Annotated in this window: 17 protein-coding genes and 1 riboswitch; of the genes, 9 read left to right on the plus strand and 8 right to left on the minus strand. The window is 61.6% G+C overall.

Annotated features, from left to right (window positions below):
- Positions 1–73: 73 nt before the first annotated feature.
- Positions 74–2,812: an FUSC family protein gene (locus tag BSU04_RS11565; RefSeq protein WP_089160733.1), complete on the minus strand. Its 2,739-nt coding sequence runs from the start codon at positions 2,810–2,812 to the stop codon at positions 74–76.
- A 255-nt stretch (positions 2,813–3,067) separates the two neighbouring features.
- Between BSU04_RS11565 and recC the strand changes: the two genes are divergently transcribed.
- From recC to arfB, 4 genes are read left to right on the plus strand one after another with little or no spacing between them, the layout of a single operon-like run.
- Positions 3,068–6,457 carry an exodeoxyribonuclease V subunit gamma gene (gene recC, locus BSU04_RS11570; protein WP_089160734.1) on the plus strand — a complete coding sequence of 1,130 codons (3,390 nt, stop codon included), beginning with the start codon at positions 3,068–3,070 and terminating at the stop codon, positions 6,455–6,457.
- Positions 6,454–10,170 carry an exodeoxyribonuclease V subunit beta gene (gene recB, locus BSU04_RS11575; protein WP_256982520.1) on the plus strand — a complete coding sequence of 1,239 codons (3,717 nt, stop codon included), beginning with the start codon at positions 6,454–6,456 and terminating at the stop codon, positions 10,168–10,170. The genes recC and recB overlap by 4 nt, the downstream gene beginning before the upstream one ends.
- Positions 10,167–12,209: an AAA family ATPase gene (locus BSU04_RS11580; protein WP_089160735.1), complete on the plus strand. Its 2,043-nt coding sequence runs from the start codon at positions 10,167–10,169 to the stop codon at positions 12,207–12,209. The genes recB and BSU04_RS11580 overlap by 4 nt, the downstream gene beginning before the upstream one ends.
- Positions 12,206–12,619: an alternative ribosome rescue aminoacyl-tRNA hydrolase ArfB gene (gene arfB, locus BSU04_RS11585; protein WP_256982522.1), complete on the plus strand. Its 414-nt coding sequence runs from the start codon at positions 12,206–12,208 to the stop codon at positions 12,617–12,619. The genes BSU04_RS11580 and arfB overlap by 4 nt, the downstream gene beginning before the upstream one ends.
- A 127-nt stretch (positions 12,620–12,746) precedes the next feature.
- On the opposite strand, the gene BSU04_RS11590 is transcribed toward arfB, so the two are convergent.
- From BSU04_RS11590 to thiC, 5 genes are all read right to left on the minus strand, one after another.
- Positions 12,747–14,345: an L-lactate permease gene (locus BSU04_RS11590; protein ID WP_089160736.1), complete on the minus strand. Its 1,599-nt coding sequence runs from the start codon at positions 14,343–14,345 to the stop codon at positions 12,747–12,749.
- A 220-nt stretch (positions 14,346–14,565) separates the two neighbouring features.
- Positions 14,566–14,700, minus strand: a complete 135-nt coding sequence (locus BSU04_RS47500) for a hypothetical protein (RefSeq protein WP_256982526.1) — start codon at positions 14,698–14,700, stop codon at positions 14,566–14,568.
- Between the two features lie 250 nt (positions 14,701–14,950).
- Positions 14,951–15,388 (minus strand): hypothetical protein, encoded by a 438-nt coding sequence (locus BSU04_RS11595; protein WP_089160737.1) that lies wholly within the window; start codon positions 15,386–15,388, stop codon positions 14,951–14,953.
- Between the two features lie 214 nt (positions 15,389–15,602).
- Positions 15,603–15,815 carry a glycine zipper 2TM domain-containing protein gene (locus BSU04_RS11600; RefSeq protein ID WP_031363843.1) on the minus strand — a complete coding sequence of 71 codons (213 nt, stop codon included), beginning with the start codon at positions 15,813–15,815 and terminating at the stop codon, positions 15,603–15,605.
- Between the two features lie 336 nt (positions 15,816–16,151).
- Positions 16,152–18,083: a phosphomethylpyrimidine synthase ThiC gene (gene thiC, locus BSU04_RS11605; RefSeq protein WP_089160738.1), complete on the minus strand. Its 1,932-nt coding sequence runs from the start codon at positions 18,081–18,083 to the stop codon at positions 16,152–16,154.
- 267 nt (positions 18,084–18,350) lie between these two features.
- Positions 18,351–18,479, minus strand: a riboswitch (TPP riboswitch).
- Between the two features lie 79 nt (positions 18,480–18,558).
- Here thiC and BSU04_RS45325 point away from each other — a divergent pair.
- Together BSU04_RS45325 and BSU04_RS11610 are read left to right on the plus strand one after the other, a co-directional pair.
- Positions 18,559–18,876 carry a hypothetical protein gene (locus BSU04_RS45325; protein ID WP_144021199.1) on the plus strand — a complete coding sequence of 106 codons (318 nt, stop codon included), beginning with the start codon at positions 18,559–18,561 and terminating at the stop codon, positions 18,874–18,876.
- Between the two features lie 3 nt (positions 18,877–18,879).
- Positions 18,880–20,013 carry an EamA family transporter gene (locus tag BSU04_RS11610; protein WP_089160739.1) on the plus strand — a complete coding sequence of 378 codons (1,134 nt, stop codon included), beginning with the start codon at positions 18,880–18,882 and terminating at the stop codon, positions 20,011–20,013.
- Positions 20,014–20,391: 378 nt separating this feature from the next.
- Here BSU04_RS11610 and BSU04_RS11615 read toward each other — a convergent pair whose 3' ends face one another.
- Positions 20,392–20,532 carry an entericidin A/B family lipoprotein gene (locus tag BSU04_RS11615; RefSeq protein ID WP_031363847.1) on the minus strand — a complete coding sequence of 47 codons (141 nt, stop codon included), beginning with the start codon at positions 20,530–20,532 and terminating at the stop codon, positions 20,392–20,394.
- Positions 20,533–20,898: 366 nt separating this feature from the next.
- Entirely contained in the window at positions 20,899–22,305 is a 1,407-nt protein-coding gene (locus BSU04_RS11620; RefSeq protein ID WP_089160740.1) for a sensor histidine kinase, read from the minus strand.
- Between the two features lie 229 nt (positions 22,306–22,534).
- On the opposite strand from BSU04_RS11620, the gene BSU04_RS11625 reads away from it, so the two are divergent.
- The 3 genes from BSU04_RS11625 (at position 22,535) to BSU04_RS11635 (ending at position 23,866) form a co-directional block, all read left to right on the plus strand.
- Positions 22,535–22,711 carry a DUF1328 domain-containing protein gene (locus BSU04_RS11625; protein WP_089160741.1) on the plus strand — a complete coding sequence of 59 codons (177 nt, stop codon included), beginning with the start codon at positions 22,535–22,537 and terminating at the stop codon, positions 22,709–22,711.
- A gap of 191 nt (positions 22,712–22,902) precedes the next feature.
- Positions 22,903–23,064 carry a DUF1328 domain-containing protein gene (locus BSU04_RS11630; RefSeq protein ID WP_074264073.1) on the plus strand — a complete coding sequence of 54 codons (162 nt, stop codon included), beginning with the start codon at positions 22,903–22,905 and terminating at the stop codon, positions 23,062–23,064.
- A 208-nt stretch (positions 23,065–23,272) separates the two neighbouring features.
- Positions 23,273–23,866, plus strand: a complete 594-nt coding sequence (locus tag BSU04_RS11635; RefSeq protein WP_089160742.1) for a ferritin-like domain-containing protein — start codon at positions 23,273–23,275, stop codon at positions 23,864–23,866.
- Positions 23,867–23,941 lie beyond the last annotated feature (75 nt).

Below are 23,941 nucleotides of genomic sequence, written 5' to 3' on the forward strand. Positions count from 1 at the left end.
ACCTGCCGCTTCTGCTTTCATGCCGCTTCTGCGTTCATGCCGTTTATGCTTAATGGGCCGGGTACCCCGGCCGTTACTCTGGCAGGTTGATCAAGCTCGCGTCCTTGCGAATCAGGAGCGATGCCGTCAGCATCTGCTTGCACTGGTGCGCAAGCAGCTTCAGATCCTGGACGACATCGGCCGGGATATCCTGGGCGCGCTCCGCACCCACCACCATTGAATCCAGTTCGCGCGTGAGCAGCTTCGACTGCTCGGCTTGATCTTCCGGGGCGGCCACACCGTCCTGCGCCTGCGTTAGATTGTCGCGGATGACGGTCAGCGCGCGCTGCACGGGTTGCGCCGCATGCCCTGCGGCAGACTTCCCTACCGATTGGAGCAACGGCCCCGCCGCGGTGATCTGCGACGCGAGCACATGGCTGCGGATAAGCAGGTCGTTGAGTTCAGGCACGAACTTTTGGTGCGCTTTCGGTTCGAGCATCATGCGCTGAAACGCCTGGCCGAGATTCGCAAACGCGATATGCACGTTCTTGCGCGCGAGGCGATAGCGGAAGTCGCTGTCGAGCGCCTCGGCTGCGATGGCTGCCGCGGCGGAGGCACCTGAAATGGCGGCCGCGGCCGCGCTTTCGCCGGTAAGGGTTTTTTTCTTCGATGCCGCGAACGGGCGATTGCTGCTCGTTTCAGCGACGACAGGTTGATCTGAGGTGTTCGCTGTCGGACCCGCGAGCGTCTGGGCCGCGCTGTCCGGTTGCTTCGCGGCCGCAGAAGGCTGCGCTTCGCCGGACGTGTTCATGGCTGATGTGGCGACCGCTTGCCTATCGAAGTTTGCGGCTATCTCGTCGCTCGCGAGGCCTGCGGCGTCGCTTCCGTTCGATCTCGCTCGCTGCGTCAAAGCGCTTGACCGCTCGCTCACAACGGGTGAAGGCCCGGCCTCGCCGCCACTTGCCAAACTGAGAGAATCATTCACCGCCGTCGTGAGTTCCGTTTCGCCGGCTTCCACCCGCGCGAGCGCGGCCGTTGCTGCTTGCGCTGTTCCGGCGTTGGCATCGGCGAAAAGATTGGCGTCCGCCGTGCTCTTGGCTTCCGCCTGAGCGGAGGGCTTGCCGGTCCACCACCAGCTGGCCTCAAGATAATTTCGCATTGCGCCGATCATGTCGCGCACCTGCTTGCCCATGAGCCTGTATTCCCAGTACGGGAAGAGATGGCTGGCGGCAATGGCGATGGCGCATCCGACGGCGGTGTCGATGGCGCGTTCGCCGATCAGCCGCATGCCGCCCGGCGCAAGCAGGTGCAGCATCAGCAACACGTAAGCCGACGTGAACACTACGCTCGCCGTGTAGTTGAACAGCAGCAGGCTGTAGCTCATGACCATGCAGGCGAACATGGCGACCAGCAACACATGCGGATCCTTCACCACCAGGATCAACCCGACACACGCCGTGCAGCCGATCGCCGTGCCGATGATCCGCTGCACATTGCGCTGTTTGGTGAGCGAATAACCGGGTTTAAGAATGATGACCGTTGTCATCACGATCCAGTACGCGTTGGTGAGCGGCAGCAGGCGGCCCAGCCAAAATCCCACGCCCACTGCAATGGTTACGCGCAGCGCGTGCCGGAAGCTCGGCGAGGCCATCGTCAGGTTCGAAAAAATCTGCATGAACGGTACGCGCCGGCTTGACACAAAACGTGACAAGGTCGGATCGACGCGAATCACCGTTTCCGTAATGCTCGGATCATGCCGCGTCTGGCGGCGCATTTTGTCGATCAACCGAGTCGCGCTCCAAAGCCTTCTGAACGCGGAGGACACCGCCGAATAGGCTTCCGGGTTCTTCTGCGGGACCTCGTGCCGGCGCATCTGGTCGAGTTCGTATTCGATCGCGCGCAACTCGGCCTTCACGTTGATTCGTGCCCGCGCCGGCCGGTTTTGCAGCACGGCCAGACCGATGTCCTCGAGATCGAGCGCGGTCTTTCTCATCAGGTCGCGATAGAAGATCAGGATGTCCTGCCCGCCGAAGGTGTTGCGCACGAGCGGGTAATCGGTGTGCGCACCCACAAACATCTCGTGCAGGTCGACCACGTTGATGAAGAGGTTGAAGAGCATGACGCGGCGGGCATCGAGCTTGCCGCTTCTCAGTTTCGGCAGGTTGCGCAGCACGATGTCGCGTGCCCCATCCTGGCGCTCGACCGCCGCGATCTGTTTTTCGATCAGCTTTCGGTAACACTCGTCGAGATTGGCGTCGAGATCGTAAAAAGATGAGCGCGCGAGCAGATACTCGGCGCAACTGAACACGCTCTCAGCCAGCGCCTGGCGCTCGATTCTATAAACAAGCGAACGGCTGACAAAGGTCGCCCAGTAGGTGTACCAAAGGCCGCCGAGCAGGATCCATGAAGCGTTGACGAGTGCTTGCATGGGCGTGAAATGCTCTTCCAGCGTCACGATCATCATGAAGAGTGTGGCGAAGCTGATCTGCGGCCAGCGGTTGCCGTAGACCACGACAAGCGACAGCACGAAGGTGAGCGGCACGACGGTCAGCCACAGCGTCACCGCGTTCGCGCTCGCGATCCCGGTAGCAAGCGCCGACAAGAAGCCGATCACCGTACATGCCAGCATCTCGTTGTGCTTGTACTTCAACGGTCCCGGCATGTCGACAACGCTTGCACCCAGCGCGCCGGTCGCAATGGTGAAGCCGAGTTCACGATTGTGAAATACAGTCAGCATCAGGATGGCTGGCAGCGAGACGCCGAGCGCGATCCGCAAGCCACCGAAGAAGTACTGGCTATAAATGAATTTTCTGATTTCTAGCGAGTAACGCATCGACTTCCTAATTTGCTGCCCGGGTATCTTCGGGGTGTCTCAGGTCCCGCCATGGTCTAAGCGCGCCACATGGGCGCACCCGGACCTGACTTAATGTGGCTTCGAGTCTAACCCAACTCGACGGCATCCAAACCTAGGCCGTTCGGACGAATCCCGGATAAGAACGCCCTTTGCTATCCTGTCGTTTCACCTCGCGACACGATCGTGGCCTCGGCTGTTCGAGCTGTTGCCTTTCATGCCCAACTAGCAGGATCCATGCTCGAACTTTTCTATTCGAATCGCCATGAAACGCTGTCGCAGGCGCTGCTCGACGACGTCGCCGCGTTCGCGCTGAATGGCGGCGATCCGTTCGCGAGCCAGACGATCATTGTGCCGAGCGCGGCGGTGCGCCGTCGGCTCGAACTGGACATGGCCGCCCGCTTTGGCATTTGTGCAAACGTGGACCTGTGTTATCTCGCGCAGTGGTTGTGGGCCCGGATCGGGGACGTATTGCCCGTACCCGAGCATTCGCCGTTTGCACCCGACCGGCTGGTGTGGCGCTGCTTCCGGCTGCTCGGCGCAATGACAGAGGCTGCGCCGGAGAGCTCGTCGCGACTGGGCGCCTACCTCGACGCCGCCGACGACTCCATGCGCTATGAACTCGCGCGCCGTATCGCGACGGTGTTCGACCACTATCTGACGTATCGGCCGGAATGGCTGCTGCACTGGCAGGCCGGCGGGTCGATCCTGGCGTCCGCCGGCGGGGCAATCGATGCAAACGGTCCGCGCCTGCCGAACGCCACGGCTATCCAGCGCGAGGACGAACGCTGGCAGGCCTCGCTATGGCGTGCGCTGCTCGCTGACCTCGCACAGAACGCCGACGCTCACGATCCCACGCCTCCCGCGTACCGGTTCCTGAGCGATTCACCGAAACTCGATCTCGACGCCGTGATGAAGGCTGAGTGGCCGGAGCGGGTGAGCGTGTTCGCGTTGCCGACCATGCCGCCATTGCATATTGCGTTGTTGCGCGAGTTGTCGCGATGGATCGACGTACGGATCTACGCCATTGACCCGTGTCGCGAGTTCTGGTTCGACATTGTGAGCGAGGCGCGCGTGGAACAGCTCGAACTGGCGGGAAAGCTGGACTTTCAGGAGGTAGGCCATCCGCTGCTCGCCGAATGGGGCCGCCAGACGCAGGCGCAATTGCACATGCTGCGCGAGCTGACGGAGAGCGCGGCGTCGCGGGAAGCGAGCCATTTCGAGGAGAATCTCGCGCCCACGTGGCTCGCCCGCGTGCAGAACGCGATCCTCAATTTGAAGGAGGTCGCGGGACTGGACGAAGCGCACGAAGCGCTTGAACCCGGTATCGAAATTCATGTGTGCCATAGCTTGTCGCGGCAGCTTGAAGTGTTGCACGACCGTTTGCTCGGCTGGTTCGACGAGATAGAGGGGCTGCAGCCGTCGGATGTGCTCGTGGCGTTTCCTGATCTGGCGGCGGCGGGTCCGCTCATCGACGGGGTGTTCGGCACCGCGCCCGCTGGCGTGGCTGGTGAGCGTCGGCGGATTCCGTATCGGATCACGGGTCTGCCGCCTTCGCAGGCAAACCCGGTCGCACGCGTGCTGCTGGACTGGCTGGCGTTGCCTGAACGCAGTGTCGGCGCGCCCGAGTTGATCGAATGGTTGCGGGTCGATGCGGTCGCGGCACGTTATGGCATAGATGCCGTCGCGCTGGAAACCGCGCAGACGTGGCTTGCGGCGGCTGGCGCGCGGCGCGGGCTCACGCCGTCGGTGGTGACGGGCGCCGACGTGCCGGCAGCCCGTCACACCTTCTCCGATGCCCTCACGCGACTGTTCCTCGGCTATGCGCTGCCCGACGGCGGCGCGCCCGTCGACGAATGGCTGCCGGTTGGCGGCCCGCAAGGATCGGATGCGCAATTGCTCGGTCGGCTGACGCGGTTTGTCGACGACATTGACGCGTTCGGCGAACGTATAGCCACCGCGCGTACGCCGCAGGCCTGGACGCAATTGCTGCTCGACGCGCTCACCCAGTTCTTCGATGCCGGTCTGCCATTCGCGGACTCAATCGCCGACGTCCGTTCGACACTCGATGCACTGATGCTTTCCATGGGTGAAGGCGCTGTCGACACCGAAATTGCCGCCGACGTTCTGCGAACGGCACTCACTGACGCACTCGACGACGCTGCGCGTGGTGGTGTCCCATGGGGCGGCGTGACGTTTTCGTCGCTGACGAGCTTGCGCGGGTTGCCCTATCGCGTGGTCTGCCTGCTCGGCATGGACGACGGCATGTTGCCGAGCCTTACGCGCGCCGACGAATTCGACCTGATGGCGAGTTTCGGCAAGCTCGGTGACCGGCAACGCCGTGACGACGAACGCAATCTGTTCCTCGACTTGCTGTTGTCGGCGCGGGACCGCTTGATGATTGCCTACACGGGACGCAGCATTCGCGACAACGCCGCGCTGCCGCCTGCCGCGCTGATCGACGAACTGCTCGACTATCTTGAGGAAACGGTGGCAGGCACGGGTGCACCGCCGAACGAGCGCGAGAGCGCGCGCAGCCGCTTCGTGTTCGAGCATCCGTTGCAGCCGTTCGCGCCTGAGTACTTCAGCGCGCCGTTGTTCACCTACGAGCCGGAGCGTGCGGAACTGGCCCAGGCGCTCGCGCTCGGCAAGATCGAACCGTCAATGAAATTTTTTATTGAGCCGTTGCCGGCGGAGGAGGTGGAACCCGTTGCATTCGATGACTTCGAGCGTTTCTGGCGTCATCCGGCGCGCGCTATCTTGCGTGATCGGCTCGGCATTTCGCTCTTCGACGCTGAGACCGAACTCGGTGATGCAGAACCGTTCGAGCTCGAATATCCGGGCCGTGCCGCGCTGGCAGATCGGGTGCTGCCGTCGCTGCTCGCACTCACCGCCCACAATGAAGCACGCGGGCTCGATCGTGCACGGCGGGTCGCGCGTGCAAGTCCTGAAATGCCAGGCGGCGCGACGGGCGGTGTATGGCAATCGCGGGAAATCGGCGCGTTGCATTCGCTTGCCAATCGGGTGCGGGTCGCGACGGGGGAACGGGCAGTGCGCTTGCCGTTCACGCTGGATATCAAGCCACGTTGGCCGGATGTCGAGTTGTTCGGCCGCCACGACGCTGCGTTGCAAGGTGACGCTTTGCAGCCCCTGCAGCTTCACGGCACGTTGAATTTGCTCACCGACGAAGGCCAGATCATTTACCGATACGATGTGCCCCGCGCTCGCGACTACCTCTGTGCATGGCTTGCACATCTTGCCTATTGCGCGGCATTGCCCGATGGCCCTCGACGCACGGTGTGGCACGGGCGCGGCGCGCAATCGAGCGGCTTTGAACTGACGCCCGTCGACGATCCTCACACGCACCTGGCAACACTCGCTGCGTTGTATCGCGCCGGGCAGCGCTTGCCGCTGCGGTTCTTTCCAAAGAGCGCGTGGACGTGGGTCAAGGAGAGCGAGTCCAAGGCGCAGGGCGTGTGGGTGTCGGACAGGACGCGCGGAGAATCGGACGATCCCGCGTTGCGTATCGCGTTTCGCGGCGCGGAACTGAGACTCGATGAAACCTTCGCCACGTTGGCCAGGATCGTCTTCGAGCCGTTGATCCAGCACATGCGGAGCGACGCATGATGCGTACCGAAACAACCACACTGACGGCCACGTCGGCCGACGCCGCCGACGAACTTGACGTCTTCGAATGCTCGCTCGACGGCGTGAACCAGATCGAAGCATCGGCGGGAACGGGGAAGACGTGGAACATCTGTGCGCTCTACGTGCGCCTTCTACTTGAAAAGAAGCTCGCCGCGGACGCGATCCTCGTCGTCACCTTCACGAAGGCGGCCACGGCTGAACTGCATGAGCGCATCCGCTCGCGGCTCGTCCAGATCGCGCACGCAATGGAAACCGGGGACACCGCGGGCGACGCCTTCCTCGAGCGCCTGTTCGAGACCACGCTTGAACGCGTCGAGCCTGATGAAGCGCTCAAGCGCATCAAAATCGCGCTGCATACCTTCGACCAGGCCGCCATCCACACAATTCACGCGTTCTGCCAGCGTGCTCTGCAAGAGGCGCCGTTCGCTGCAACCATGCCTTTCGCGTTCGATCTGGAAGCCGACGACAGCGCGTTGCGCTTCGAGATGGCAGCGGACTTCTGGCGTGAACGGGTCGAACCGGCGGCGGCGCGGGATTCATCGTTTGCCGCCTGGCTCGTGAGCAAGGGCGCAGGACCGGCGTCGCTCGACGCGCAGCTTTCGCGCCGGCTTAAAAAACCGCTCGCCATGTTGCGCTGGGGTGAGTCGGAGCTCGCCCACCGCGAGGACGCGCAAGCCTTGTTCGATACGGCGTGCGCGGTGTGGCAAGCCGAACGCGACACCATCGTGCAATTGCTGATCGACGCCGAAGCGAAGCTCAGCAAGACCACGCATAAGCGCACGCTGATCGACGCGGCGATTGCCGCGTGGTCCGACTATTTCGCCGACAACGATTGTCACGCCGCGCCGCCGAAAGAAGCGCTGAAGCTCACGGCGAGCGCGTTGAAGAAAGGCACGAAGGTGAAGAACGAGCCACCCACGCATGCTTTCTTCGATCACGCCGAGACGCTTGCCGCCGCTGCTGCCGCCGCGGAAGCGGCGCAGCGCGCGGCATGGCTCGGCATCGTGCGCGAGTGGCTCAACTACGCGCCGCTGGAACTGGCGGTGCGCAAGCGGACGAGGCGCGTGGTGTCGTTCGACGATCTGTTGTCGAACCTCTATCAGGCGCTCGACGCGAATCCGTGGCTTGCCGATGCACTTCGGGCACGTTATCCGGCTGCATTGATCGATGAGTTCCAGGACACGGATCCGCTGCAGTTTGCCATCTTCAACAGCATCTTCGCGCCGCAAGGGCCGTTGTTTCTGGTCGGCGATCCGAAGCAGGCCATCTATAGTTTTCGTGCCGCCGACCTGCATACGTATTTGACGGCGCGCAAGCAGGCATCGGCGAGATATACGCTTGCGGTCAACCAGCGCTCGACTGAACCGATCATCGACGCTTGCAACCGCATTTTCAGTGCAAATCCGGCAGCGTTCATCCTGGACGGATTGACTTACCAGCCGGTGCGCGCAGGCACGCGCGAGCGCAAGCCGTTCAACGACAAAACCGCGTCGGCGGCGTATTCCGACACCGCTGATTTCTGCGTGTGGATGTTGCCGCAAGGCGATTCGGCGCTGTCGAAAACGAACGCGAACCGCCAAGCGGCGCAGGCCTGCGCGGCGGAGATCGTGCGGTTGTTGCGCGGTGCTCAAAACGGCGAAGTAACGATCGGCGACAAGCCTCTGTCGCCCGGCCAGATTGCGGTACTTGTGCAGACGCATCGGCAGGGGAGCCTCGTCAAGCGGGTGCTCGCAAGCTGGGGCGTGGGCAGCGTGGAACTGGCGCAAGCATCGGTATTCGGTACCTTCGATGCGGAGCAGATCGAGCGATTGCTAGCCGCTATCGATACCCCTGGCGACTTGCGTCGTCTGCGCGCGGCGCTTGCAACGGACTGGCTCGGGCTCGATGCCGCGGCGTTGTGGAGCATGGAGCATAGCGAAGCGGTAGAAGGCTCCGCCGCGATCGACGCCATGAGTTGGGTCGAACGTTTCTCGCGTTACCGGATGCTTTGGCACGAGCGCGGTTTTGCGGTGATGTGGCGCACGCTCGCGCGTGAGCTGCTGATCGCGCAACGTCTCGTTGTCGGTCCGGACGGCGAGCGCCGCCTGACCAACGTCAATCATCTGGCCGAGCTGATCCAGGCACGTGGCGCGGTTCAACCCGGCATTGCGCCCACCCTGCGCTGGCTAGCCGCGCAGCGTGCAGAGCAGGGCGGCGGAGAAGATGCGCAGTTGCGGCTCGAGTCCGACCGCAATCTCGTTCAGATCGTCACGGTGCACAAATCGAAGGGACTGGAATACGCGGTTGTGTTCTGTCCGTTCCTGAACGATGGCGCGTTGCGCGACCCACCGTCCACAGGACTGCCCGATGCCCGCGAATACCACGACGACGGCGCGGCCATACTGCACTACGGCTACACCGACGAAGAGGGTGAGCGCGCGTCCGGACTCGCCACGCGCGAGCAAGCCGCCGAACGCGCGCGGCTCGTGTACGTTGCGCTCACGCGTGCGGTGTACCGCTGTTACCTGGTTGGAGGCGTGTATCTGATCGGCAAATCAGCGAAGGAGTCGCGGCGCAGCGTGCTGAACTGGCTGGTCGCAGGCGCTGGCCGGCAATTCAGCGACTGGCTCGCTGAACCACCCGAAGAAGACGACGTGATCGGAAGTTGGCAAGCGCTCGCGACGGGCTCCATTTCGGTCGAACCCTTGCCTGTGATCGATGTGCGTGAACCGCTCATCGTTAGCCGAGACGCAGATTTCACGCCGCAACCGCGAACCAGTCGTCGCGTGTTGCGTGACAGTTGGCGGACCGCCAGTTTCAGTTCCATGATCGCGGCCGGCGCACGTGAGGAATCAAATCAGGCGCAGCCCACCGACGAACGCCCCGACCACGACGGGCGTATCGACGCAGTAGCGGCACTTACACTAGTGACGCCGATTGAAACGCCGTTGCCTCCGGTCGAACTCGATACCGACGATATCCTCTTATTCCCGCGCGGCCCCTCGGCGGGCGAGTGCCTGCACCGCATGTACGAACTCGCGGATTTCACGAACTCGGGAAAGTGGCCCGAAGCGATCGAGCGCGCGTTACATGAGCATCCCATTCCTGTTTCAGCGACCGACGCGCTGACCGCCAACCTGCCCGCGATGATGGCGCGCCTGCTCGCCGATACGGTCGTAACCCAACTCGTACCCGGCATGCGCCTCGATACCATTCCCGCCAAGCGACGCATGAACGAACTCGAGTTCCTGTTCCCGGCAGAATCTTTGGATTTCACGGCCTTGAGGCGCGTACTGGTCGCGCATGGCTTCCCCGACGTCGCGCTGGAAGCCGGAACCTTGCGCGGTTTCGTCAAGGGGTTCATCGACTTGATCGTCGAGCATGAAGGGCGTTTCTGGATCGTCGACTGGAAGTCGAATCATCTTGGGCTGACACCCGCCGATTACGACGAGGAAGCTCTCGACGCCGCAATGGCCTCGCATGCGTATCACTTGCAGGCGCTGTTTTACACGGTCGCGCTGCATCGTTATCTGCGTTTGCGGTTACGCGACTACGGGTTTGAGCGGCACATCGGCGGTTATTTGTATTTGTTCGTGCGCGGCGTACGACCCGATTGGCGCGATGGTGACAGGCCGGCGGGTGTGCATGTGGGCAAGCCATCGCTGGAACTGATCGAAGCGATCGATCGACTGATGCAAGGAGTTGCCGCATGAACGCGCCCGACCTGACTCTTGTCTCCGACGACAGTATTGCGCTCGCCGACGGATTCGCGCGCCGGATAGGCGGGTTATCGAAGCGCCTTCAGGGAGACGCCAACAACGTCCGCTGGGCCCAGCGCGCGGCGTTTGCAGTAAGCCGCGCGACAACGCAAGGGCACGTTTGTATCGCGCTCGATGCACTCGCGCAGCGGTACGGCGAAACTGCCGGCAAGGTTCACACCGCGTTGCTGGCGAGTGGCGTGGTGTGTGACGGCCAGGAAGCTGCTGCGGACCTGCTTCCTCTTGTTATAGATTCCAGCCGGCGTATCTATCTCGCCCGGTATTTCGACTACGAACGGCGGCTCGCGCGGGCACTGGTCGAACGTGCCCAGGTCGCGGCTGATGCGCCCGATCCGGCTGAATTGAAAGCGCGCGTAGGGCGCTATTTCGCCGGGTCAGAGAACGACGATGACAACATCGACTGGCAACGCGTGGCAGCGCTCGTCGCGTTGTCAGGGCGTCTCACCATCGTGAGCGGGGGGCCGGGAACGGGCAAGACAACGACGGTTGTCGGTGTGCTCGCTTGCCTGCTCGACGAAAACCCGGCTTTGCGCATCGCGCTCGCGGCGCCCACGGGCAAGGCGGCGCAGCGTATGCAGGAGGCACTGGTCGAACGTGCCAATAGGTTGCCGCCGGAGTTGGCAGCGCGATTGCCGCACACGTCGTTCACGCTGCAGCGTCTGCTCGGCACGCAGGCGAACGGGCGCTTCCGGCATCATCGCGATAACCCGCTACCGTTCGATGTGATCGTGATCGATGAGGCATCGATGATCGACGTCGCGCTGGCCGCGCATCTCCTCGAAGCGGTCGCGCCCGGTGCGCGACTCGTGATGCTTGGCGACAAGGATCAACTTGCCGCCGTGGAAGCGGGCGCGGTGTTCGCTGAACTGAGCGCGCGGCCGGTGTACAGCGATGCTGGCGCGGCACGGATCGCGGCAGCGCTGTCGATGCCGGCGGAGCGGTTCATTGCCGCGTTGCCGAACGACCGGGACGGCGACGCCGTTGATCTGGTCGCGCTGCTTGAAACCGAGCCCCAGTGGATCAACGAACCCGATTATCTGATCCCCGACGACGGCAATGACGCTTACGATGGATTCGCCGGTTTGCCCGAAGTCGACTGGCATCCGGTGGCGCATGTCGAGCCTGACCAAACCGCGGTAAGCCCATTAACCGATTGCGTCGTGTGGTTGCAGCGTAATTACCGGTTCGGCCTGGATTCGGATATTGGCAGACTGTCGGTCGCCATTCGTCGCGGTTCCGTTGACGATGCGCTTGCCGCCTTGACGCCCGGTAGCCAGGACAACCCGACGAAAGCGGCGCTGCTTATTGACGATGCGGGGCCTCATCTCTCCGAGCGCACGCTGGCGCGCCTGAACGCGGGTTTCGAGCCGTACGCGCGGATGCTCGCCAAAACGCTGGAGACGCTAGAAGCGGGAACCGGGGCAGCACCGCTTTTCGATGCGCTCAACCGCTTTCGCATCCTTGCCGCCACGCGTCACGGGCCGCGTGGAGTCGATGAAATCAACGCGCGTATATCGGCGTGGGTCCGGGCGGCTGCGTCGGTTACGCTGGGCGCGGGCGCTCAATGGTTCGCCGGGCGGCCAGTGATCGTGACACGCAACGACTACGCGTTGGGCGTGTTCAACGGCGATATCGGCATTGCGCTGCCGGCGCCCAACGGCGCCATGCAGGTTTGCTTTCGCATGGCAGACGGCACGTTACGGATGCTCTCTCCTGCTGCGTTGCCGCCCCACGACACGGCATTTGCGCTGACGGTCCACAAATCGCAGGGCTCGGAATTCGATCACGCCGCGCTGGTATTGCCGAGCGCGTTCGGCCGCATGTTGTCGCGGGAACTGGTTTATACGGCGATCACGCGGGCGCGTAGCCGCATAGAGGTAATCGGCTCGACGGAGGTCTTTGCGCAGGCCGTCCGTACACCTACGCGGCGTGACTCGGGTCTGGCCGCGCGGATTGCGGAGGCGGCATTGTGAATCATACGATCGAGTATGTGATCCAGCCGAACGAGGTCGAGCTGAGCGCCGTGCGCGCACAGGGGGCGGGCGGGCAGAACGTCAACAAGGTGTCGAGCGCGATTCACCTGCGTTTCGACATCCAGGCATCGTCGCTTCCGGAAACCATCAAGATGCGCCTGCTCGCATTACGCGACAGTCGTATCACGCGCGACGGGGTGATCATCATCAAGTCGCAGGAACACCGCACGCAGGACATGAATCGTGCGGCGGCGCTCGCGCGGCTCGACGAGATGATCCAGCGCGTCAGCGTGACACGCCGTACGCGCGTGGCGACGAAACCTACTCGAGCGTCGCAGTTGCGAAGGGTGGATGGGAAAGTGCGACGAGGCGCCGTGAAGGCAACGCGGGGCCGGGTAGTGGGGGACTGAGGCAGATTCAGCCCGCGTCGGGCCGCTGTCAACGATTGACGATTCCTGCCACGCGCATTCACGAGTAGCAGGAATATTGACATTCAAAACAACCCTGCAAAAAACGAGAAGCCCATCCGCTTTCGCCTTAATGCGGAATCATCCACGTCAGCACATTCTGCTGCAGCCAGACCAGCACGCCGAGCAGCACCGTCAACAGGATGGAGTGCTTGAAGGTCTTTGCGAAAACCACGCCTTCCTTCCCTTTCAGCTCGGTGGTGGCTACGCCCGTCGAGATGTTTTGCGGCGAGATCATCTTCCCCATCACGCCGCCCGATGAATTCGTGGCGGCCATCAGGATCGGATTGAGATTGAGCTGCCGTGCCGCGACCACTTGCAGATTGCCGAACAGCGCATTACCCGACGTATCGCTGCCGGACAGGAACACCGCGACCCAGCCGAGGAACGCCGACACCAGCGGGAAGAACGCTCCTACCGACGCCACGCCGAGGCCCAGCGTGTAGTTCATTCCGGAGTAGTTCATCAGGTACGCGAGTCCGACAATAGTCGCGACAGTCAGAATGGCGATGCGCGTCTGGACCCATGTATCCACGATCGCCGCGCCGAATTCGCTCGCCGGCAGCCGCACGATCAGGGCGGTGATAATCGATGCGACCAGGATCGCGGTACCGGTCGCGAGCGGCTGGAAGTCCCAGATCGCGCCGTACGGCTGGTTATAGAGCGTGATGAAGACGGCTTTGTCGAGGCCGGGCCACGGCACCTTGACATCGCCGATCAGGAAGATCTTTGCGACCGTCCACACGATCACCACCACCGACACCACGATCCACGGTACCCAGCCGTGCCCGCCGGAAAGCTTGCCTCGGACCTGCGCCGTCCGATCAACGTTCACGGCGAAGCGCGCGTCCGGGGCAGGTTTCCAGACGCGCAGGAACGCAATCGTGAGGATCAGCGAAACCATCGACGCGAGCACGTCGGTGAGCGAGTAATTGATGTAGTTCGCCGTGACGAACTGCGTGAGCGAGAACGTCCCGCCCGCCACCAGCAGCACCGGCCAGATCTTGAGCATGTTGCGAAAGCCCGCGTACACGCCGATCACATAGAACGGCAGCAGCAGAGCGAAGAACGGCAACTGGCGGCCGACCATCTTGGCGAGCAGGTCAGGGGAGAGATGGGTCACGGCGCCGAGCACGGTGATTGGCACGCCGAGCGCGCCGAACGCGACCGGTGCAGTGTTGAAAATCAGCGTGAAGGTGAGCGCTTCGAGCGTCGGAAAGCCGAGCAGGATCAGCAGCGAACTCGTAATGGCGATCGGCGTGCCAAACGCGGAAATACCTTCCAGCAGCGCGCCGAAGGAAAAGCCGATCACGACCAGCACGATGCGCCGGTCGTTGGGGAGGTTGTCGATCATCCATACCCGGAACGCTTCGAAGCGGCCCGAGCGTTGCGCGATGTTATAGAGCAGGATCGCGGTGAAGACGATCCACATGACCGGCCAGACGGCGAACACGGCGCCCGCCGCGACGGAATCAATCGCCAGTCCCACAGGGAAGTGCCACACGGCGATGGCTACAACTATGCCGACGATCAATCCGGCGAGTGACGCTTGCCAGGCAGGCCGGCGCGCCCAACCGAGCAGGACCAGCACGACGGCAATAGGCAGCACTGCGACGAGAAAGGACAAGCCGAGTGAGCCGCCGACGGGCGTCAGAATCTGATGAAACATATCGTCTCCTGGTTTTTATTTTGCTGAACGCGTGGCGTTCTTCGGTCATGGCGACCGGTACTGAGAGCCCCGTGAGCGTCGTTCGCTTTCCAACAAGCGCACCGCCGCCCGACACATCGTTGCAACTAAGCGTTTGCCTAATGCGTCTGGACTAAGGATAGAGGGAGGATGGCGCGCGTCAAGGAAGGATTAACCATACCTCTGGGGTTGTATCGAAGCCTTAGCGTGTGATGGGTTCATGTGTCTCTGACGCGTCGGTCTCGCGCGAGCCGTGCGAAACCCAGCCCAACACCCAGATGGAGATCACGCCAAGACAGGCGGCAAGCCAGAGCAGGACCAGCGCGAAGACCAGCATGGTGAGGATTCCTGGAGCGGCAGCGTCCGGAGTGGCGCGGCGTCGAGGAATCTCAGCGAAAATCGTGCCATATCACGTCAGCTTGCACGGAACGGTCCGTTGCGCACTGCTGGCGCGATCGGACACCACAAACAACAAGCGCGCACAGACGCAAACCGCGCTATTGCAGCGCGGTTTGTGTGAAAGCGTTACATCGAACGGGTAAGGCGCGCCCGGCGATTACCGGGCATTAACGCCGAGCGCGAACCACTCAGTGCCGATAATAATGTCCGCGCCCACCGCCGCCATACCAGCCGAAGCCGACCGACAGCGAGGGGCCGTAACCGTACGCGGGATAACCGTAGCCGCCGTAGTACGCCGGATAGGGCGCGTAGACCGGATAGCTCGGGTAATAAGCAGGATACGGCGCATAAAGGACAGGCGGCGCAGCAACGTATTGCGGTGTCGTAGACGCATACGCGGGCGGCGGGGTGTTGCTGGTGTCTTGATAGCTCTGCGCATAGCCGCCGCTGGACGCCCCCGCAGGCGCGACAGGAATCTCTTGCTGCGTTTGTGCTGTGTTGACTACCGGGGTACCCGGGTAGGGTGGATACGCAGGGTAATAACCATACGAACCGTACGGCACGTAGTAACAAGCGCTCAAGCTCAAAGCGCCCACGAGGGCGGATAGTGCGAGCTTCGGGCTCATGATGCGACTCCAGATTGCGTCGAAACGCTACCGCTCGAATGAACGGGATGTCAGGAGCCTAGCGCATCGCTGAAACGTGGGAAAGCACCGGGGCGTTACCCAATGTTTCGATCTGTTTCACTGGACGGCATTGTAGGCGTACCTAAACACTTAAGTTCAGCTGCACCCGATCACCGTGTTGTTAAAGGGCGGCAACCGGGCACGGCGTATCAACCTACTTGCCGACCTGATTACCGATCAGGCCGCCTGCGGCCGCACCACCCACCGTTGACAGTGCACTACCGCCGAGTGCCGCACCCGCCACGCCGCCGACACCCGCGCCGACGGCCGTATCGCGTTGACGGGTGCTCATTTGATCGCATGCAGACAGGCCGCCGAGAAGTGCGGCGATGAGAGCAGCAGCGCCAATCTGTTTGATCTTGTCCATTTCAACTCTCCAAATCGATGAACCACGAGGGGGTGACGGGTTGGTGTCGGAACGGCGGGGCTCTCTATCGTCCATGCCGCGCATGGTCTGCGCTGTGCCGATGAGCCGACTGTCCACGTCCAACCCGGTGGCGAAAAGACAGTTCCTGCCGATTCTTTCAATGTTGATAGAAGCAGAAACAGTGCCCGACCATCGTATTCAGCAGACAAGTATCGGATTGAGCGTCCTCCCAACGCAAAACGGCCCGCCGCACATGACATGCGACAGGCCGCTTTTATTTGTCGCCGGGTCGACGCGCCTTTGCAGGCGCCCGGCGTGCTCGTTGCTCGCTCTTTATTACGTGCGCTGGTAGATCTCAGCACCCTTTTTCACGAACTCGATTGCCTTCGTTTCCATGCCTTGCTTCAGGGCCTCGATATCCGAGACCCCTTGCTTCGCGGCATATTCACGGACGTCCTGGGTGATCTTCATCGAACAGAAGTGCGGGCCGCACATCGAGCAGAAATGCGCGACTTTGGCTGAGTCCTTCGGCAGGGTTTCGTCGTGGAATTCACGCGCCTTGTCCGGATCGAGACCGAGATTGAACTGGTCGTCCCATCGGAATTCGAAACGCGCCTTGGAGAGCGCGTTGTCCCGCACCTGAGCACCCGGATGACCCTTCGCCAGATCGGCGGCGTGGGCCGCAAGCTTGTACGTGATGATGCCGGTCTTCACGTCGTCCTTGTTCGGCAAACCAAGGTGTTCCTTCGGCGTGACATAGCAGAGCATGGCCGTGCCGAACCAGCCGATCATCGCGGCTCCAATACCCGACGTGATGTGGTCGTAACCCGGCGCGATATCGGTCGTGAGGGGCCCAAGCGTGTAGAACGGCGCTTCGTCGCACCAATCAAGTTGCAGGTCCATGTTCTCTTTGATGAGCTGCATCGGCACATGGCCCGGACCTTCGATCATCACCTGCACGTCATGCTTCCACGCAATCTGCGTCAACTCGCCGAGCGTCTTCAGTTCGCCGAGCTGGGCTTCGTCGTTGGCATCGTAGATCGAGCCGGGACGCAGGCCGTCGCCGAGCGAAAAGCTCACGTCGTAGGCCTTCATGATTTCGCAGATGTCTTCGAAGTGCTCATACAGGAAGCTTTCCTTGTGATGAGCCAGACACCATTTCGCCATGATCGAACCGCCGCGCGAGACGATGCCCGTCATGCGGTTCGCGGTCATCGGCACGTAGCGCAGGAGCACGCCGGCGTGGATCGTGAAGTAATCCACACCTTGCTCGGCCTGTTCGATCAGCGTGTCGCGGAAGATTTCCCAGGTCAGGTCTTCGGCCTTGCCGTTGACCTTTTCGAGCGCCTGATAAATCGGCACCGTACCGATAGGCACCGGGCTATTGCGGATGATCCACTCGCGCGTTTCGTGAATGTGCTTGCCGGTCGAGAGATCCATGACCGTGTCGCCGCCCCAGCGGATGGCCCAGGTCATCTTGTCGACTTCTTCTCCGATCGACGACGTGACCGCCGAATTGCCGATGTTCGCGTTGATCTTCACCAGGAAATTGCGGCCGATGATCATCGGCTCGCTTTCCGGGTGGTTGATGTTCGCCGGGATGATCGCGCGACCGCGGGCGACTTCCTCGCGCACGAATTCGGCGGTGATTTCCTTGGGGGCGTTTGCACCGAAGGCCTGGGCGCCGAACGCTTGGCCGGGATGCTGGCGGCCCATCATCGTGGCGAGCTTTTCGCCGTTCGGGCCGCTCGTGCGCAGCGATTCCAGATATTGCGCACGGCGCTGGTTCTCGCGGATCGCGATGTATTCCATCTCTGGCGTGATGATGCCCTGGCGCGCGTAGTGCATCTGCGAGACGTTTTTGCCCGGCACAGCGCGGCGAGGCGTGCGATGCAAACCTTTGAAACGCAGGTCGGCGGTAGCCGGATCGGCGGCGCGCTCACGGCCGAAATTGCTTGAAAGGCCACCGAGCGATTCCGTATCGCCGCGCTCTTCGATCCAGCCTTGGCGGACGGCCGGCAGACCGGAGCGGATATCGATCTTTGCTTCCGGGTCCGAGTATGGGCCGGAGCAATCGTAGACATAGACCGGAGGATTTTTTTCGCTGCCGAAACTTTCGTTGGTATCGGATTGGGTGATTTCCCGCATCGGCACGCGGATGTCGGGGCGTGAGCCCGTCACGTAGATCTTGCGTGAATTGGGCAGCGGCGCGATGGCGGCAGCGTCGACGACAGCGTCGTCGGAGAGGAATTTCGGATTGGCGTTCATGCGGCTCTCCTGTGTCGACCCGAGTTAGCGTGTCGACCAGAGTTGGCGCTTTCGCGCTTACTCTGGTCCCATGGCGTTTACTCCGGTCCCATGCAGATGGTTGCTGTGGGGGCGGATATATCCCAGCCGGCCCGCGATAAAAACGGGAATCGCACGAGAAACGGCTGAGTCAAACGCTAGCTACGGGAGACCGAAGAAAAGCAGAGAAGGAGGCGGGCGGATTAGGCGGGGTGCGCGGGGAAGAGAAAGACCCAAAAGACCCCTGCGCGGCAAAATCCGAACGCTTCCCTGCGCTGGCATTATCCAGATCAGGTTCAAAGGGTATTTCTCACCCGCGACACACGGACAATCCGGTGACAGATTGCGATGTGCAGCGCAGGACCCCCGCGTTAGCAGCCGCAACAATACACCTCGCCGTAGCGTGTTGGCAACCATCTGTAACACTCACGCGTGCGTTTGCATGGCTTACTGCATAATGGCGACCACCGTGTTTTCCCGGATACCGTCCGATTTCTTTCACCGGAAACGGTCCGGCAAACTCGCGGCGGCTCTTGCCGGCTTTTCAAGCCGTTATCGAGCTTCGGCACGTTGTTGCCCGACCCCTTTTTCTGCTTCCGACATGTTGTCCTGCCTTGCCCGTTTTGCCGCGACGCTCAAGCGGCATGCGCGCCGTTCTTCGCTTTCCCTGGTTTCGGGTAAAGCGAAACCGGCGGTTGTCAGTCTGCCCGTCAGTCTGGCCGTCAGCCTGGCCGTTTGGCCGGTTGACGTAGCAATCATCTTCGTCGCAGAGTAACGGATGTCTACACCGTTGCCGCCCTCGCGATCGTCTGCTTCCGATTCTCCAGCTTCGCAGTTCGTGCCCCCGGCACACTCGCCGCAGTCGCAGCCCTCGGCTGACGTGCTGCCGTTTCCGCAGGCAGCAGCCGTCGCGCCCTCGGCATCGCCATTGCCCTCGGCGGACGTTTTGGCCGACGTGTCGAGCCCGCAAGCCTTGGCCGATACCCCCACGCGTCGCCCGTTCAATCTTCCCGATCATTTCCCGTTTCGCCTTCCCGCGACGCGCAGCGGCCGCGTGGCGCTTGCCCTTTGCGTGGTGTACCTCGTATGGGGTTCGACCTACATGGCGGTGCATCTGTCGCTGGAATCGTTCCCGCCGCTGATGTTGTCCGGATTGCGCAACTTGTTCGCCGGCATCGGTTTGTTCATCTTTGCTGCGCGTCGTGATCCGGTCTGGCCGACTTTCGCCGAAGTGCGAAACGCCGCGGCGGTCGGAACGTTGCTGGTGGGTTTGTCGAGCGGGATGCTCGCGTTCGGTATGCGCACGGTCGAGACAGGCACGGCCGCCGTCATGGTGGCGACCGTGCCGTTGTTCGCCACGGTCATCGCCGCCATTGCAGGCCGCAAAGTGGCGAAGGGTGAGTGGGTTGCGGTTGGGCTTGGGTTGGTCGGGATTGCGCTGCTCAATCATGGCGATCCATCGTCGGGTTCAACCGCCGGCAGCCTCGCGATTCTGTGTGGCGCGATTTTCTGGGCGGGCGGCTCGTTTCTCGCGGGGCGTCTCAAGCTGCCGTCCGACCTGCTGGTATCGACGGCATTGCAGATCAGCCTCGGCGGCGCGATGGCGACGATCGTTGCGTGGGTGTCGGGCGAACGTATCGTGAGTATGGGGTTCACGCCGTTCTTGGCTTACCTCTACCTGATGCTCGTCGGCTCGATGGCCGCCTATGTCGCGTACGCGTACCTGATTCGCCACACGAGTCCGATTATCGCGAGCAGCTGCATGTACGTGAATCCCGTGGTGGCCGTGGTGATAGGTGCGGTGTTTCTCGGCGAAGTGATCACGAAGTGGACCGTGATGGCGACCCTCATCATCCTGGCGAGCGTGGGTCTGTCGTTCTGGTTCGATTACAAGAGGCGAGGGCTGGTTTGACCTCGGCATGACGACAGGCGGTACAAAAAACAGTGCGCCGTTTTTTTGAGGGCAACCGAATAGTCGGAAAAACATAACCTCGGACTTGCTTTCGTTCGACCCGATTGAAACCCGGCTTTCTGCCGAATTTGGTCTTAAAAAAAGCACAAAGCCCGAGTTAGAGTGCGACCCAAAACTCTGGATGTGCGAGTTCCTACCCTGAAGCCCAAAAAAAGAACCTCCCCTAGGGGAGGTTCTTTTTGGTCGTCGCTTTGGTTGAATCCCACGACCCGTCCCGTTGCCGGCACGGCGTCAAAAAACCCTGGAGCCAACTAAGACAGCGGTCAGCAAATTGCTGGCGGCCACTAACCGCCAACGATCTGTTGCCAGCTTCCTCACTTACTCCGCGTTGTGCTTATCGGCGGAATTCGTGATGGCGTTGCCGCCCTTCGAAAGGTCCTGGCCGGCGCCCGCCACCGTGTTGCAAGCTGCGAGTGCGGCAGTTCCGGCGATCAACAGCAAAGCGATAAGTCGAGTCATGAGCAATTCCCCTTGAGTTTGATGCGGGTACGTTGGCCGTTCGGCCATGAAGGCGTGCCCGATGTTCGAATCCTGGCCACTCGGTGTCCGACAGAAAAAGCGACTGCGAAAGTAGTTGCCAGACACATTGCGGCCTTGGCGAAGGCCGATCCTTGAAACGGTTTTGCCGGGTTTGAACAAGCAACAAAACCCATGACGACTACCGCTTCGATCGACCACACCGGTCTGAAGAATCATAAAAAACTGCGCGCCCGCAAGCTGTAGGCGCGGATGTTTTTATCGTGTAGGTGCACTCTGTAACTTGTGTCAGCGCAGTCCTACATGCGTAGTGCGAGCGCCGGTAAAGAGCCGTCGGACGGTGCACTCTCAAGCATCGAAGTTCCGCACGCGGGGCATGGTGACGCGGATATCGGTGCCATGCGGCTGGCGTCGTTCGATCTCGATATGACCGCCGCGCGCGCTGACCCGCTGCCGCATTCCCAGCAGCCCATGTGTGTGCGTGCGCTGCAGATCCTGCGGGCGGATGCCGACGCCGTCATCGGCTATATGCATCGATACCCGCTCGTCATCCAGCGCCAGCGCGATCGACACGTTTGACGCCCGCGCGTATTTGGCCGCGTTCGTCAGCGATTCCTGCGCGACCCGGAATAACGCGATTTCGACTTCTTCGCCGAGCTTGATGTCGTCGTCGGGGAGCGCGAGTTCGAGTGTCCAGCCGGCGCGTTGCGCGGTTTCATCGGCGAGGGTGCGCAACGCCGTGACCAGCCCGAAATTGGCAAGAACGGTCGGCCGCATGTCTTCGATGATCCGCCGCTTCAGCGCAATCCCCTGATCGAGATTCGCAAGCGCACGGCCGAGTTTTTCTGCCATTGCGGGCTCAGCGCCCTTGAGCTTGTTGTTGACCCACGCCACATCCATCTTGCTGGCCGTCAGGATGGAACCGAGTTCATCGTGCAGTTCGCGGGCAAGCTGGGTCTTCTCGTTTTCACTCACCGACTGCAAATGCCACGCAAGCGCCTCAAGTTGCCGCGTGCGGTCGAACACGAGCTGGTCCAGCTCCTCTTGCTGCGTAATCAGTTTTTGCTGCACGCGGTCTTGCTTGTCCAGCTGGATACCGAGATTGCGAAACAACAGCAGGAACAACACGATATTCAACGCGCACAATGCGCCCACGCAGAACGTGGAAATACGCTGGTCGGCGCGGCTCGCGTCGAGCGCGGACTGCGCCCGCCGTTCTTCATTCAGACGCAGCAGGGCGAGTGCGCCATCTAGGATATCGGTACTCGATGCCGTGTCGGAACCGGAGCGAGCAGCGAGTCCCGCGTTGATCCGCGCGTCGAGGATCGCGCTGACCTGCTTGAAACTGGCGAGCGCGGTGTCGTCCGCTTTGCGGCGATAGTACGCATCCAGTGACGCAACCGTTTGTTTGATCCTCGCCGCCGCTGCGTCGTAGTGGGCGGTGTAGGTGTTGTCCGGCGCGAGGCGGAACGCGCGTTCATCGGCCGTGAGCGACGCGATGTCCGCCGCCAGCGCTGTCAACTGGGTGGTGGCGCCTTTCGCGTCGAGCGCAGTCTCGTATTCCGCGGCAATCCGCATGCGGCCGGATTCGAGTATCACCAGGCCGCCAACGGTAATCACAATGGCAACGGTCATGGCGACAGCCCAGCTCCAACGTCGCATCCACCCGTTCAAACGCGTGCTGAAGCGGGTTGCGCGCCGCGTGATGGCCGCTGCCGGATTCGCCGCGCCGCCTTCGTGCAAAGAGGAGGTCATAGGGAGTGCGCCGGGTTTCGGTGCGGCCAGTGTAACTTTTCACGCCGTGCCGGGCTGATCGAATTACGGTCACTTGTGCTTGATTGACGACAGGCCGGGTTAAACCAGAAGTGAATTGAAAGCGTTTGTCAGTGATGTCCTACACGAAAAACGGCGTGCATCCAGATGGCAGCCCATCACCACCTCGATAACATCCGGCTAGTAGTCCAACCTCATTGGGGAACCGATCATGTTGAAGTGGGCATTGTTTTTTGCCATTGTCGCCGTCGTCGCGGGCTTGCTCGGCTTCACCGGCGTGGCTGCAGGCGCGGCCAGCATTGCGAAGTTCCTGTTCGTGCTGTTCCTGATCCTGTGCGTCGTATTTCTTGTGCTCGGTTTTATCGTGACGAAGAAAATAGTCGATTAGCGGCCTTAGCCATCGCCATCGGTACTTGAAGCTCGCATGCTTCGACCGGTTTTATCTAAACCCTGCGCTACGGGCGGGCGACTTCACGCTGACTTCACGCTTTAAGGCAAGTGTCCACCCGAGTCATCCTTAAAGCCGGATTCGACGCCCGATCCGAGGCCTATAAGAACCCACCAAGAGGGAAGGTCGTCATGCTCCATTACGCTGTTGTTTTTTTCATCATCGCGATTATTGCTGCTGTGTTCGGTTTTACCGGGATTGCAGCAGGCGCTGCCGAGATCGCGAAGATCCTGTTCTACATCTTTCTCGTCGTTTTCGTGGTTACGTTGTTGCTGGGCGTGTTTCGAACGTGATGGTCGCGAGCGGCCGGCCATGCAGGTGACAGGCCGTGCCGCCCCAAGCGAGATAAACGATAAGCGCCTGGCACGAGCAGGCACGCCGTATGCGAGCGATCGCAAGAGCGACTCAGGACGCTGGTCGGGGCCTCTATCCGGCGAGGCTGCAGTCAGGAAGCTGTCCCACCGCCAAACAAAAAATCCATTCTCTTTCTGGAGCACATCAATGTCGAAATCGTCTGCTGTAAAAGCTGCACCGGCACAATCGAAGGGTCCCGCCGGTAAGTCCGACCCGTTCGTGCTGGACATGGAGAAAATTCGCGCCAGCGCTCGTCAGCACATGGACGATGGTTCGGTCACGTCGACGTATGGCGCCGACAAGGAAGTCGTGCTGAAGCTGCTGAACGATTCACTCGCCACAGAGATTGTCTGCACGCTTCGCTATAAACGCCATTACTTCATGGCAAAGGGCATCCATTCGGAAGCTGTTGCGTCGGAATTCGCGCAGCACGCAACCGAGGAGCAGGAACACGCCGACACCATCGCCGAGCGAATTGTCCAGTTGGGCGGCGAGCCAAATTTCGCGCCCGATAGTCTCGCGTCACGCGCGCATTCGGAGTACAAGGAAGGCGCCAATCTGATCGACATGATTCGCGAGAATCTCATCGCGGAACGCATTGCCATCGACACGTATGCTGAAATCATTCGCTATCTCGGCGAAAAAGATGTCACCACGCGCCGGATCTTCGAAACGATCCTGGCAGTTGAGGAAGAGCACGCCGATGACATGGCCGACCTGCTCGACGGGCTCGACGGTTGATCGTTCGGTAGCGCCAAAAGCGCGGTAAAAGAATACTGATGCTCCAGGACGACGCGCGGCGGGATGATTTCCCGC

Source organism: Caballeronia sordidicola (assembly GCF_002220365.1).
In the GTDB taxonomy this organism is placed as follows: domain Bacteria; phylum Pseudomonadota; class Gammaproteobacteria; order Burkholderiales; family Burkholderiaceae; genus Caballeronia; species Caballeronia sordidicola_C.